Annotated in this window: 11 protein-coding genes; all 11 read right to left on the reverse strand. The window is 41.9% G+C overall.

Annotated features, from left to right (window positions below; genetic code table 11):
- Positions 1-39: 39 nt before the first annotated feature.
- A complete protein-coding gene (locus DWY37_RS12165; RefSeq protein WP_014080243.1) occupies positions 40-753 on the reverse strand; it encodes an antirestriction protein ArdA in 714 nt (237 codons plus the stop codon).
- Positions 753-1,094, reverse strand: a complete 342-nt coding sequence (locus tag DWY37_RS12170; RefSeq protein WP_003020223.1) for a DUF7768 domain-containing protein — start codon at positions 1,092-1,094, stop codon at positions 753-755. Before DWY37_RS12170 ends, DWY37_RS12165 begins: the two co-directional genes overlap by 1 nt.
- Positions 1,095-1,377: 283 nt before the next feature.
- The gene (locus DWY37_RS12175) at positions 1,378-2,826 is read right to left on the reverse strand and encodes a ParB/RepB/Spo0J family partition protein (RefSeq protein WP_118540905.1); all 1,449 of its coding nucleotides are present in this window, start codon (positions 2,824-2,826) and stop codon (positions 1,378-1,380) included.
- A 186-nt stretch (positions 2,827-3,012) separates the two neighbouring features.
- The gene (locus DWY37_RS12180; RefSeq protein ID WP_147403595.1) at positions 3,013-3,399 is read right to left on the reverse strand and encodes a hypothetical protein; all 387 of its coding nucleotides are present in this window, start codon (positions 3,397-3,399) and stop codon (positions 3,013-3,015) included.
- On the reverse strand, positions 3,317-3,550 hold the full coding sequence (locus DWY37_RS15865) for a hypothetical protein (RefSeq protein ID WP_118540901.1): 234 nt from the start codon (positions 3,548-3,550) through the stop codon (positions 3,317-3,319). Before DWY37_RS15865 ends, DWY37_RS12180 begins: the two co-directional genes overlap by 83 nt.
- A 271-nt stretch (positions 3,551-3,821) precedes the next feature.
- Positions 3,822-4,736 (reverse strand): phospholipase D-like domain-containing protein, encoded by a 915-nt coding sequence (locus tag DWY37_RS12190; protein ID WP_158575685.1) that lies wholly within the window; start codon positions 4,734-4,736, stop codon positions 3,822-3,824.
- Positions 4,737-4,747: 11 nt separating this feature from the next.
- Positions 4,748-6,547 carry an ATP-binding protein gene (locus DWY37_RS12195; RefSeq protein WP_117698006.1) on the reverse strand — a complete coding sequence of 600 codons (1,800 nt, stop codon included), beginning with the start codon at positions 6,545-6,547 and terminating at the stop codon, positions 4,748-4,750.
- An 11-nt stretch (positions 6,548-6,558) separates the two neighbouring features.
- Positions 6,559-8,289, reverse strand: coding sequence for a DEAD/DEAH box helicase (locus tag DWY37_RS12200; RefSeq protein ID WP_117698005.1), 1,731 nt, complete (start codon positions 8,287-8,289; stop codon positions 6,559-6,561).
- A gap of 10 nt (positions 8,290-8,299) precedes the next feature.
- Positions 8,300-9,463: an aminotransferase class V-fold PLP-dependent enzyme gene (locus tag DWY37_RS12205; protein ID WP_117947769.1), complete on the reverse strand. Its 1,164-nt coding sequence runs from the start codon at positions 9,461-9,463 to the stop codon at positions 8,300-8,302.
- A gap of 15 nt (positions 9,464-9,478) precedes the next feature.
- On the reverse strand, positions 9,479-13,042 hold the full coding sequence (locus tag DWY37_RS12210; protein WP_118540897.1) for a hypothetical protein: 3,564 nt from the start codon (positions 13,040-13,042) through the stop codon (positions 9,479-9,481).
- Positions 13,043-13,056: 14 nt separating this feature from the next.
- Positions 13,057-13,938, reverse strand: coding sequence for a DUF4007 family protein (locus tag DWY37_RS12215; RefSeq protein ID WP_117698002.1), 882 nt, complete (start codon positions 13,936-13,938; stop codon positions 13,057-13,059).
- Positions 13,939-13,942: the final 4 nt, after the last annotated feature.

A 13,942-nucleotide genomic window follows, 5' to 3' on the forward strand; every position in this document is an offset into this window, starting at 1 on the left:
ACCGCCTCCTTCCTTGGGACAATTTGTCTCGAAGTGCCATCACCGATCCCCACGGTCTTTTTTCTGCATTTGACGGTAGCCCTCCAAAGAAGAACCGTCTATGATTTCCTGATAAGCGGCCATTTGCTCCCGGATAGAGAGCTTCGGGAAAGAGAACACCTTATGCTCCTTGGGAATATCCTGCAAGCCGTGATACACTTCCACGAAATGATCGCTTTCTTTGACAACATAGCCGCCCGGGGCAAAATGGCCGTTTTCGTGGATGCAGGCATCCCGGCCATACGCCTCATAATCGAAATACGGTTTTACCTGATCCGGCACATCCAACATTTCCAGATCGTCCACATAAATACGCCCCAGCGTTTCCTCATCGGATACGCCGGGGTAAAAGCCGTAACAGTCCAGATTTTGTGTCAGATTGATGATGTCCCGCACCGAAGAACAGTGATCGCCGCTGTCGAGGACGGCCTCCAGTGTTTCCAGCTCCGATGAGGTAAGCTCGGAAAGCAGGCAGGCCAGATGATTAAGCTCATCCAGATTTTCATACTCGCTCAAATGGTCATAGAGCCCCAGCACATCCCCATCGAAAGAGGTAATAAAAATTTCCTGATAGCGGACGCCATCCACGCCGATCCGTTTCAAGAGAGCCTCCACCTCCTGGGCGGTTGTGGGAAATTTCAGTGTTTCACCCACAAGCTGGCCCTCGCTGTACTTCCCCGCGTTGGTAACGTAGGCTTCAAACAGGGTTGCCATTAGCGGCGGCCCTGTCCCTTGACGGTCAGGATGCCCTCAAGGGTTGTTGCCGTAATTCCCAGCCGCTGGGCCACGGCAATATCATTTTTCATGGCTTCGGTCATACTGTGCCCGCAAACAACCAGCACATGAGAACGGCGGAGCAGGTCACGGCTCATGTCGATGCCGCTTTTATGCTCCTCGGGAACAGCATCATTGAGAAACAGGGGCAAGTACAGGGGCGGGCAAATAGGAGAAAAGCCTGCCTCATACACGGTGCGGCAATACTGCGCCGCCAGTTCTGCGTTTTCGCTATCGCCGCCGAGCCATGCAGCGGTGATATAAGCAAGGGGTCGTTTCATCGTTCATACCTCCGATATTTTAATAAGAAAGTTCAACCCAAACCCCACGCCCTTTCCCAGTCTTGGGAAAGGGGGCGGCTCTGGAGGATATACCCCCGCCGCTTGCCGGGGAAATAGCACAGCCGGGGCAGACCGTCAAGGGCGAGCCGCCGAAAACGGCGGTGCGCTGCACCCTTGACGGCCCACTCCCGGCTGTACTAAAAAACAGGCGGCGACGGGGGATATATACCACCAGAGCCTCTGCGCGAGGGCGGGGCCCTCGGGACAAAGTGTCTCGAAGTTGTTACTTGTCAAGTTCCTGCTTTTTCGGGGCTTTTGCCAGCTCCGGCGGCTGTTTTTCTTTCCAGTCATCCAGCAGGGACATAATCTGTTCTTTCATTTTGGCGGGAGTGACCTCCTTGCCAAAATACTTTTCCAGTTCCGCAGTAGAAATAATCACGCCTCGATCCTCCTTTTTCTGTTCTGATAAGATACCGTCAATGACATCGCCGTTGAGCTTGCCTTCCTTATCCAGCTCCCGGAGCCGTTTGGCCTGGGCCAGCGAGGGCGAAGCCTGCTCCCCGTCAATGGAAACAGCAATAAGCCTCTGATTTTTCGGTTTGATGTAGGAAAGCTCCACGGCAGGCATGAAGCCCATCTTTTTATCGTCTACCTTATCCAGAAGCTCCGGCACAAGGGAGTTGAGCCGCAAGTAGCGCATGACCTTTTTATAGTTCATTTCATGCGCCTCGCCTACAATCTCAACCGAGCGTTTCCCGACATCGCCTTCCGCAACACCTTTCAGCCGCCCGCCCTGATGCTTGATGTCCTCAACCTCGAGTTCCAGCAGCGCGGCCAATTCGCTGGGGAGCATCCCGTCACGCTGCTTGTTGCTGTCCTTCATGGCCTGTACCGCTTCGTGGTCGGTCATTTCACGGACGATAAAGGGCATTTCCTCCAGTCCAGCCAGCTCACTGCCGTGGGTACGGCGATGGCCCGCTACAATTTCATAGCCGTTTCCATCTTTCTCCGGGCGGGCAAGACCGGGAACCATTACACCGTTTACGCGGATAGAAGCAACGATTTCCTGCATCTTCGCATCGTCCCGTACCTTAAAGGGGTGCGGACGGAATGTGTGAAACGGATGAACCTCGGAAAGTTTCAGATAAACCAGCTTGCCTTCCTCAACCGGGCGGGGCGGTGTAGTCGGCTCGGGAGCCGTCTGTTCCACAGCAGCAGTTTCCTTCAGTGCCGTATCCTGTGCGGGCTTAATGGGCTCCTTGGCATCCGGGGCCTTTCCATCGCTTCGGGACACTTTGTCTCGTTTGGACGGCTTGGGCTTGTCAGGGGCCGCCTTATCCGCCTTGGGTGGGCGGCCCTTGCGAGCCCCAGCCGATTTCTCCGCTTTCTGATTTTCAGTCGCAGCCTTTTCCGCTTTCGGCGGACGGCCACGGCGCGGCTTTTTCGGTTCCTCCGTATTGGCGGGCTGCGGTGTTTCTCCGGGGGCTGCCGCCTCTGGCGTTTCGGGGGTTTCCGACTTTTCGACTTCGGCGCGGGCGTTCTGCCTCTTTTCCGCCATAAGTTCATTGATTTTGTCAAAGGACACAACCACATCGCCGGACTCAGGTATGGCAGGCCCGGTCTGTTCCTGCTGGGGCTCAGACGCTGCGGCCTGTTCGGGTGTGGTGATAGACCCGGCGGCCTCCGGGGAAGTATTCTCCGCAGGGCCTGTGTTCAGTTTTTCATCGGCCATTTACGATCCTCCTTTTCGTTAAAGTTGCACAAATTTGAACGCTAAAATTTTGTAGTTATTTTTGCGCCTCCTTTCCGTCTATCCACGCAAAAAAGCCGCCCGTTTTTCATGCCGGACGGCTTTTTGCGTAATGTGATAGATCAAATATTATTTTTTCTGGTTTGTAGGCTCCGAAAAGCCTTGTATTTACAGTGTTCCTAATAGGAAGTAATCATAAGAGTCATATGTACTCTTCTTTGTCGTTGTACTTTTCTTTGTACCACTGCTATATGATGACTTGTTTGTAGAATTTGATTTATTATTGTAACTGCTACTTGAACCAGAGTTACTTGTACTGCTCTTAGAAGTACTGCCAGACGATTTATTGCTATATGATGAACTGCTATGGGATGTACTGCTTCCCGTATATGGTTTATGCAAATAACAATAGCTGCTTCCACTTGCCTGCTTATTATCACATCCTGCCTTAATGCACTTAGGCTCACTTGCTTCACCTATGGAACCTATTACAAACAGAACGCCTATTATTACAAGGAATATTGCCAGTCCCTGTCCAAATGAATTCTTTCTCATACAAATCATCCTTTGCGTCATCCTCGAAGTCTCCGGCATCTCCAAATAATACTTCATGTTCTTCCCTGCTAGTGCAAAGCATTTCTCCTGCAAACATCATTTCTGAGCTATCTATTTCTCCATCGCCATTTAAATCCATCCAATTTCTCATTGCCATACCTCCTGTAATCAAGGTTATTTGTTTCTTTCTGATTATATAGTACTACTTCTCTTATATGATACCATAAATAACCATATAAGAGAAGTTCCTTCATTCCTGCTACACAAGCACAAAATCAAAAATAATTTAAGTTCACCACTTAACATTGTGGCAAAGATTTCCACTTCCATGAATTCCATCTACATTTTTCGACCCAAAAAAACTACACACCTTGAAAATTCATTCAAAATGTGTAGTCTATTAAAAATACTATTTAAATATTCTAATTCACTTTCTGGCTCAATCTCACCCGTTGCGAATGCCTCGGTCTGTCCACAATGACTTCTTTGCATTCCAACTCCTGTGTCCACTCTAACAATCTTGCCAGAAGTACTTTTACATCTTTTCGATATGGCTTTGGATCATTTACTAATGCACTATGTAATTCTACCGTAATTTCACCAAAATACATTTCACCACTATGTTTCTGCAATAATTCTAAGAGCCATCGGTATGCTCTGCATAACGAAAATGCTTGCTGTATTTCAGTTAATGATTCTCCTTTACTCATTTCCAGAAATTCTATTTTCTGCCCTAAGCTTTCCTTCGCTGTATCATATTCCGGAAAATCATTTACGAATAACATGTTTTCTACCGGACGAAACAAGTCGGTAATCCTTTTTGACCAGCCCAACTCAGAAGAAGTTCTATTTTTCATCTTGTCTAATGCTTCTGCCTTCATAATACTATATATTCGGTCATCCATTTCCACGGAGCCTTTTATAAGACAGTTTACTCTTTGTATATCTGTTTCATCCACTTCACATTTTTCAGCCATTTCAAGATTACCGCCTTCTTCCAGCAGTATTCCTTTATTTGTTAAATTTGCGCTTCCTATCACTCCATTCTTATCATCAAATATATACATTTTTGCATGCAAATCAAAATAAGCATACATTTTCCATTCATGTGATTTACAATACTCATAAATTTGCAAATCAGTTGCACCATTAATAATATCTTTTAATTGAAAACGCACAATTAACGTCTTATCCTTTATTGTCTCATTACAATTTTTCTGCATAAACTCAAGTGCATTTTGCTTGCAGAACGCAGTAATAACTACAATGGATTGATGACAACTTTGTAATTCCTTATAGATACATTTCTTTATTTCATCAGATATTAAGATACTCACGTTATCACCTGCTATTTCAAACTTCCATGTTGTGCATTGATATATTTTCTTAATTTTTCATTCCATGTAGCAATAAGATTATCATTCTCATCTTCCTGTCTGCGATTAGTCTCATCAATTGCCTTAACTAAGGATGCCACAAAAAGTTCAAATGCAACCTTTGCATCATTTGATTTTATCAAATCTTCAAGAAATGTCTTATAAAAAATATGATCCATATTAAACTTTACATAACAGTTTCCCAAACCAAATGAATAGTCAAATAAAGCTGCCAGTTTTCCCATATTCTGATAGTCTATATTAACCTGATTTTTAAGATTATTTACGATTTCTTCCTGCTGAGGATCTATAACCCCTCTCTCTTCTAACTGTTGTTTGCTCTTTTCGTATAATTCCTCTTTGGAAGTAGTTCTTCTTACCTCTGCGGATTCACTTTCCTCATTCGGTATTTCACTTTCTTCTACTTTATTTATTATTTTCGTTGTCGGAGAATCTATATCCTTTGAAGACCTTGCATTTTCTCTGGTCTTCTTATTTTCTTTATACATCCGTTCTATTGTAGGATGAATTATGCTATACAACTGTACCCATACCGGTTTTACAGGCTCATCCAAATAATCATCTTTATCTATCTTTCTCAATTCGACAAACTGCTTGTTATTTGCCACTCCAAACGCTTCATCCAGAACAGGATCAAATTTAATTTCGCAGCCCCACCACCTATGTTGCGGCTGATTAATATTTTCATAAAAATCGAACTGTCCAAAATCAATTTCTCTATTTGCCCGTACAATTGATATTCCTTCCAATTTTTTTACATAGCTTCCTAATGGCTTTCCACCCGGATCTCCTGCTACTGCTGTCTTGTCATAAAATTCCTTTTTTACTTTTGAAAAACGAATTTCAATGTTGTGTTCCTTTGTTTCTCCTGTTATCTTATCAATATATTGAATAGGAAAATAAATAACTCCATCTGTATGCTTCTCATCTGTATAAGGTTCAAAAATACTTTCTGTGTAATTTATATTATCGCCTGGACAGATATTTTCCGGTGTTGCAGGATTTCCCAATACATAATTTGGTTTCATGAGAAACAGCGGATCATTTGGCATTATTCTTTTTGAATTATCCTGATTTTCATGATGAATTAAACTGATATTACAGATTCCATCATGAATAAAATATCTGAACTTTTGTCCTAATGCAAATTCCAATTTTTTAAACAGAAATGATACTGTTTTAGGCACTACTCTATCACAGTTTTTCCACAATACAAATGTGCCACTCTCCATAAAATTGTATTCTTTTACAGCATCATTCTGCCCCTGCATTTTATAGGTTAAATACTTCTTGTATTTTGAAGGAATCTCACTTTGCACCGGATCTTCCAATACGGTCTGCGCTCCATCCTTTACTTTATTTATATCCAAAAATACTTTCTTGCAATTATCATATCCATTCTGCCAGGAGTACACATCAACTGATGGGCATGCATATAAAGAAGCCTGCGGCAAACCAACTCCAAATCTTCCCATTCCTTTTCTGTCAGTTCTTGTGGAATATCCAATTCCAAGACAGCTTTCCAGTTCTAACTGCTCCATTCCTTTTCCATTATCCAGAAATCCGATTTCTTTGATATTATTTCTTCCTGTTTCGGGATTATATTCTTCTGATACAATTATTAAAATATCTTTTGCCTCTGCCTGAATAGAGTTATCAATAATTTCTGCCATTGCACATTCAATATTTTTATAACCCGTATTTCTCAGTGCATCTCCCATTGTCTGAATTACAAATATGTCTTTTGCCATAACTTTTCCTCCTATGCATTCCAATAATTATTAAAGTGTGAAAATGCCATATTTTCATTAAACTGATTCAAATTGTCTTTTACATCTATTAATAAACATTCCTTTTTTCCGCCCATCTGTGGTCCACGAAGTCCGCGCCCTAACATCTGACTATATAGAACTACTGATTGTGTTGGCCTTGCAATAAAAACACATTCAATGTTTGTTGCATCAAACCCTGTTGTCAGCACTTCATAATTAATCAGAATATTCATATCATTTTTTGTATCTTTAAACTTCCGGATTGCTTCCCTTCTCTCAGTTGCTGACATCTCTCCTATTACCAATGCATTAGGTATATCTTCCAGAGTAAGCATGGAAGAAAGTAATTGTCCATGTTTTACAGAACACGCAAAAACGATTGTAGGTGTCTGTGATTGATTTAGTGCTCTTAATTCCTGCATAATCCGCAAATTTCTGCTCTTATTTTTTCCAATCACATTAAGTGCTGCAGGCGAGAAATCGGAATAACCATTCTTCGTGGCTATTACTTTTATCTTTGACAGTTCTTCATCTGTTAATTTTTCTGCATATGTAAGCTCTTTCTTCTTTATCTTTGCCAGCACACCTCTGTTTTGAAAATAACGGATAATATCTTTTTCCACCTCTGCATTGAGTGCTTCCTGTCTGGACAAATTCACTTCATTCATAACTTTCGTATCAATGGATATGATTTTGTTTCCAAACGTCGATGCTAACAAATCATTTTCAAAACTCATTTCTGTTGTTCTGCCCGGCGTTGCCGATAATCCCATCAACGCACAATCCTTCATTTCTCCCGTTCTACGCATAAAATGTTCAATTACATTTCTTGTCTCCTGAGCTGCTGCTTTATGTGCCTCATCATATACAACTAATCTGGTAGCATTTACAAGCTTCTGAAATTTGTCCGGTTGATTTTCCTTCATAGACTGCAATTTTTGTATTCCACAGACCATAAAACCAGACATATCTTCTGGAATAGCTTCTATATTATGTTCTCCCCAAAGTTTATACGTTGAAATTTCTCCATTTCCTATGTTCTTCCAAACATTAACAAATGTGTCATATGCCTGCTGCAACAATTCTGTGGTATGTGCTATCCAGACAATCAATCCCTGTTTCTTTAAATTATAATTATAGTGATGACATATAATATGAGTTGCCGTCTTGGTTTTCCCCGTTCCGGTCGGCATATGTATTAAAAAACGTCTTTGCTTATATTCTGAAGTCAGTATATTCAGTGCTCTCTGGCGAATAATATATTGATAATCCAACAATTCATAAAACTTATCATATGATGCAATTTTTTCAGATGAAACTTCCTCTACACTTTGTTCCTGAAAAATATCTTTTTCCGAATAGTTCAACAAATGAAGTACATGATTATTTATCTGACTTTCACGCCAGTTTTTCTTCGCTACTACATCTATAATCAATTCCGGATTCTCACAGGTTCTATATTTTTCAGGCAATTCCACACGAAAATCCAGAATATCTTCTTTTTGAAAGGTACTCAAAATATGATGTCTGAATTCCTTACTCTTTAAAATATTCACCCCATAAATGCACATGATCATATCAACCAATCTTTTCTTCGTAAGCAGAGCTTCACTTCCTGTATTCCATTCAAGTAAAGATTCCACAATATCTTCTCCAAGAAAACTTTTTAAATCTTCCAAGGAAAATTTCATCATATGAGATCTCATAACTTCATTCTCCATCTTCTTCCTCCTACTCCGCCAGTTCCTCTACTGCGGCAACCAGTGTATCTATCTCTTTCTCCGTGGTATATCTTCCGATTCCGATCCGGACGACGCCGCCGGAAGCTTCATCCTTTAAATGCTTATGTATCAGTGGTGCACAGTGATATCCAGTTCTTACGGCAATTCCATAGTCTGTGTCCAAAAGCAATCCCACCTCGGACGCCTGATAGCCCCGGATATGGAAAGGAACAATTCCGACTTTGTCCTGCCCGAAATCTCCATATAATTTCACACCTGGAATCCGTTTTAACTGCGCAATTAATTTATCAGTCAACTGTTGTTCATGCGCCAGCCAGCCTTTCGTTCCGGCTGCCTTTATCTCCATGAGGGCTGCCCAAAGTCCTGCTATTGCTACAATATTGGGGCTGGCTGCCTCATAACGTGCCGGGCTTTCCAATGGCATCTTCGGATTCAGGGAATCACTGCCGGTTCCTCCTGCCAGAAAAACTTTCAGCTTTATGCCATGTCTTAAGAAAAATCCTCCTGTTCCGAATGGACCATACAGATTTTTATGACCGGCAAATGCTACAATATCTGCCGGAACTTTTCGCATATCAAGCTCTGTCAGCCCAAGGGACTGGGATGCATCGATTACTGTGATTGCATCATATTTCTTTGCAATTTTGCATATTTCTTCGATGGGGAGTATATAACCTGTCACATTGCTGACCTGTGACAGAAAGATATGAGTTGGCGGCTGCTCCGTAAAAAGATATTCCATTTTTTCCAAATCAATTTTTAAGGATTCTTTTTCCAAAGGAAGCTCTATTGTGGTAAACCCAATCCGCTCTTTCCATAAATCCAGTGGGCGAACCACCGCATTATGTTCGTAAGGGCTGACATAAACCACATCCGTTTCCTTCCAGTCCATTCCGCCAATGATCTGATTGAAAGCAACAGTAGCAGAGGCAGATAAAACCACCTCTGCCTGTTCTTTTGCATGTACTAAATCAAGCAGTGATTCTCTTGTTTCCGCGATAATTTCATCCGCCTCTTTTGCAAGGGCATAGGAACCCCTCCCTGCATTAAATGCAAGGCTGCGGTTGACCCGGTCCATTTCCGTATATACTACTTCCGGTTTTGGATATGTTGTTGCCGCATTGTCAAGATAAATAATTTCTTCTGTATTCATAACTACAACTCCTTGCTACTTCGTCAGTTTCTCTATCATCTGAACCAGTACTGCTACCTTCTGGTTCACTTCCAGACTGTCTCCGAATTCCTCCATAGCTTCTTCCATGGCATTTTTCAGAAAATAACTGGTGCTGTCATCCTCTGCTTCATAGAATTTCTTTACCTTTTTTCCATCACTTCCGGTAAATTCTATCATCTGCCTGCTGCCGGACTCACTCTGTTCCATTCCGATGTGTTCAATCTCTGCCTTTAACCGGGCAAGCTCTTCTTCATACTGCTTCAAGGACTCATCCCGCCAGTCTTCCATATAAATATCAAGGACTGCCTTGGAAAGATGTTCTACAATTTCCTGTTCATTGTGGGTCTGCATTCTGGATAAATAGCCCATCAATGCCGTCACCTGATTGCTGGCCAGAAAACTCTTTGCCGCCTTCCCCTGTTCCTCATACCATGCCTTTAAAACGCCAGAAAGACTGTCTTCTTTTGCTGCGCCATAGATTTTCTTTGTGACCTCTATTGCCTGCTCATTTTTCTTAAAAAGGAAGGTATCTAAATATTCTTTTCCCTCTTTGATTTGCCGTGTCGTTTCCTTTAAATTCTTTTTCTCTACCAGTCCCGGAAGCTGTTCAAACAGCATTTCCCTTGGGTTCGGCTCCATATTTTTAAGAATCTTACGAAGCCCCTTGATAAATACATAAGCTTCCTCATCCATGCCTTCCGGGCAGGTCTGAAAGGAAACAGCAATCTGCGGCAGACTTCTGTACCACCGTTGCATTGCTCGTACCAGTTCATAAAGCCGGTTTCGTTTTCCAATACTCTGATAGGTATCCTGTCCGCAAAAAATTTCTTCTAACTGCTTAATATACTTCTCTTTATTTACCGTTTCCTTTTCCACATAGAGGCTGTAATTCTCCGGATGTTCTTCTATGTTGTCAAATATTTCCGGCGTAATCTCCACCTCACGCTCCTGCAAAAGAATGACCGGTGTATCCTCAAGTTCCGCAATCTGCCTTGCGATATAAATTGGAATGATACCTTCTCTTACTCCATAGCCTTTTCCGGAAAGGCTTTCATAAAGTTCGGAAAAACTGTGTTTTTTCCCGGCACAGCGGTTGATATATTCCATGATTTCCTGTAATACCTGCTGGCTTCCCTCTTCTGCTCTTCCTTCATCCAGTACCCGTAAGGTTGCCCGGTAAATGGTTGCTTCTGCCGCCGAACCGTTCTCCCACTGCGCCATTTCTTTTCCATTTAAAACAGCATCTACAATGGTTCTTCTGGCACGTTTTGTCTGGGACGACACCTTTCTGCGGTTAATCATTTCATTATTAATTTTCGGAGTCAGATTATAATATTCCTCACAGATTCTACTGAGCGTACGATTAAATTCACCTACTGATTTACTCTTGTTCCGGGAAACAATTCCACATAATACTGTGCAGTTTCCATTTTCCGGAAGATAACGCTTTTCTAATGCCGCATTGATTTCATAAATCAAATCTTCTTCATATAGCTGCAATTCCTGCTGCAATACTGCATTTTCTTCTAAAAATGTCTTATCTTCTTTTAACTGCCGAACTGCTATCAGACGCCGGATATTTTCTTCTTCCATTAACGGTTCTCGCGGAATGAGGACTACGATTCGCTCGTCCTTTAACTCCTTCAGATGCTGCTGGACTTTTTCCATATCTGTTGTCTTATCTGCATCCGTCAATGCGATAATCTTTCCGTCTGCGGGTTTCTCTTCAAAAAGATATTCTGCCTTCTTTAATGCAAGAAACTGCTCTAACTTTTTATATTCATAATGAAAATATCTGGTCATGGTGAATTCCTGATTATACTGCTTTGGCAGGACATAATCTAATTCTGCAATTTCACCTAACACTTTTTCGATATTTACTTTTTTCTGTTTCTGTATTTCTTCCTGAATCTTTTTTTCGATATCTACACCGACATTATTTTTAAAATCATAAGAAGCAGTCCGGTTTCTCCACTGTATTAATTGTGCTTCTTTTAACTGTTCTAATTTTTCTTTTACAATTCCATATTCCAGTCCGCTTGCCAGATAGATGCTTTCATCGTTTACCGGAAGTTCTTCTTCATTTCCCATCATCTTAAGCAATGCCATTACTTTGATGATGTTTTTTTCTTCCTCATACTCTGCCTTTCCAAGGGCATACTCTGCCTTCAGCCATTCCGCATGAATATGGATAAGGTCTGTATTTTCCCGGAATAATCTGGAAAAATAATCATAAACGACTGCCGCACCGATTCCATGGGCTTCCTTTTCATCTTCTTCAATCAGGCGTACCAGTGAACCCGGCTCATTATTTGCAAGGAAAGTAAACACGCTGCGCTCATTCTGTGCCACTTTTTCACTGACTCCTAATAACAGATAAACGGTAAGCGGCAGCAAAGGAAAACAGCCTTCCTTTACTACTGTGTCATACTCCTCCTGTTCAAAAAGTGCAGAAATGCAAGGCAGTTGATAGGTATCTTCTAACACCTTTTTCCACTCTGCATTTTTTGCTGCCACACGTCTGCATTCCTCTATATCCTTATGAATGGCGTCCATCACCAGTTCAAAATTATTCTTCGCAGATACTACGAACCGGACTTCTTTTAATCTTCCTTCTACTCCATCAAAAGCATCCTTTATATTTTTTGATAACTGATGTCCATATTCCTTAATACTCTTGTGGGCAACACATACGATATGAATTTCCTCTTTGCCGGAATTTGCCAGCTCACACATGTCCTGCAATACCTTCATATCTCTTGCAAAGGTTGCCTCTTCATGACCTTCCACATATTTGCTGAACTCATCGAATACAAGGAAAATGCCTGCATAACCGTATTTTTCACATAAAATACGATTGATGCCCTCATAGACCTTCATGGTTTCAATATTTACAATCGGCTGGAACTGGCTGCCGGAAGTCACTTTCGGATAAATTTCCCGGAATGCTTCTAAGGCATCTTCCTGCATTTTATCCATCTGTTTTCTCCACTGTTCAATGGAGCGACCATGCTCTGAATGCATCAGTTCTGCAAACTTCTGATAAGTCTTGGGATAATTTTCCATCCAGTTATCCGCTGCCTTTTCTGCTTCCTTATAATAGCTGTCCGGAACAATGTCGCTAAGTCCTGCATACTGCAATGCTTCTGTCAGTCCTAAGACGAAGGCATCCGAAAGATTCATATTCGAACTGGATACAATAACCGGAAGGAATTTTTTCTTCTGACTCCGGTACTGTTCCACTAATTCTGCTGTTTCTGCATCTAATTTGCTGATTCTTTGAACCAGGTCATTTACCTTTTCATTTTCCGGTGCAGAAAGAATCTGCAACAATACCAGCAGTAAATGTGATTTTCCTTTTCCATAAGGTCCAATCAGAATCGTTGCTTTTTCCTGTTCCTGTCCCATTACGGATTTCAGATATTTTTGCAGAATTAATAAAGATGATTTGGTTGGAATATAACTTTCCAGCTTGGTATCATCCTGCAAATCCAGTTGCAAATTTATGGAATTTTGAAATCTTTTATCTATCTCAACGAAATCTTTCAGTCTCTTCATCTTCATCGTTTCCTTTATTTTTCATAATATAATTCCGCAACTTTCTGCGGCTCCCAATTTTTCTCTTCGTTTTTGTATACCATATCCAGCCCCGCAGTCCGGTTCAGCCGGATATAGCCATAGTTATCCAGTTTATCCAGATATTCATTCAATGCAGCCCGTTTTAACTGCAGGACTTTTCCCGGACCTTTTGCATCTTCCAAAAGGCTTGCAATACTGATGCTATTCGTTTTATTTTCTTTCCACATCTTTTCGATAAGATACCAGACTGCAAATGGGCTGAGCCGGTTTAAATTCGGCTGGCTCTTCCGGTATTTCCCACCATCCAGCTTTAATAATCCAAGGTGTGCAAAAGGACTGATGCTCTTATCCTCCGGGTCGTAATCCTCCACATGATCCCTGCTATACATCCGGAGTATGGCACTGCAATCATCTGCCAGCGAACGTCTTGGTATCTCTGTCCGTCCCGTTTCCACTGCATATTCCCGCAGCATATAATCTTCCAGTTCTGTTCTTGTAAATTCTTCTGCCTGCAGCGTATTAAAGAAAAGATACCAGCTTGTAACTGCCTCGGCATTTGTCACCAGATTCATATGTACCAGCCAATAGGAAAAATCATCCTCAAAATACGGGTCCTTCTGATATACTAATTGACCAAGTGATTCCAGTTTTACGGCTGCCCTGTTTTCAGTTTTTCCAATGAATCCGGCCGACTGCATCCAGTAACGGATTGCCTTTGCCATATTGGTTCCGACTCCCAAAGCATCTGCCCCGGAGTTTTTACTGAATACCGTTCCATCCTTTTCTGCTGCTGCCAGTCCCTTTGTCAGCCAGCCTTCCCGCAATATAAATGTCTCATGACCTTTCAGTCGAATCTTTTTTATCATTGCTCCCATTCTT

Source organism: Roseburia sp. AF25-13LB, assembly GCF_003478915.1.
Classification (GTDB): domain Bacteria; phylum Bacillota; class Clostridia; order Lachnospirales; family Lachnospiraceae; genus Roseburia_C; species Roseburia_C amylophila.

Bases quoted from the DNA above. Each gene is read 5' to 3' on its own strand.
- DWY37_RS12215 (WP_117698002.1), bottom strand. From the start codon at position 13,938: ATGGGAGCAATGATAAAAAAGATTCGACTGAAAGGTCATGAGACATTT.
- DWY37_RS12175 (WP_118540905.1), bottom strand. From the start codon at position 2,826: ATGGCCGATGAAAAACTGAACACAGGCCCTGCGGAGAATACTTCCCCG.
- DWY37_RS12210 (WP_118540897.1), bottom strand. From the start codon at position 13,042: ATGAAGAGACTGAAAGATTTCGTTGAGATAGATAAAAGATTTCAAAAT.
- DWY37_RS15865 (WP_118540901.1), bottom strand. From the start codon at position 3,550: ATGAGAAATTGGATGGATTTAAATGGCGATGGAGAAATAGATAGCTCA.
- DWY37_RS12205 (WP_117947769.1), bottom strand. From the start codon at position 9,463: ATGAATACAGAAGAAATTATTTATCTTGACAATGCGGCAACAACATAT.
- DWY37_RS12180 (WP_147403595.1), bottom strand. From the start codon at position 3,399: ATGAGAAAGAATTCATTTGGACAGGGACTGGCAATATTCCTTGTAATA.
- DWY37_RS12200 (WP_117698005.1), bottom strand. From the start codon at position 8,289: ATGGAGAATGAAGTTATGAGATCTCATATGATGAAATTTTCCTTGGAA.
- DWY37_RS12195 (WP_117698006.1), bottom strand. From the start codon at position 6,547: ATGGCAAAAGACATATTTGTAATTCAGACAATGGGAGATGCACTGAGA.
- DWY37_RS12165 (WP_014080243.1), bottom strand. From the start codon at position 753: ATGGCAACCCTGTTTGAAGCCTACGTTACCAACGCGGGGAAGTACAGC.
- DWY37_RS12170 (WP_003020223.1), bottom strand. From the start codon at position 1,094: ATGAAACGACCCCTTGCTTATATCACCGCTGCATGGCTCGGCGGCGAT.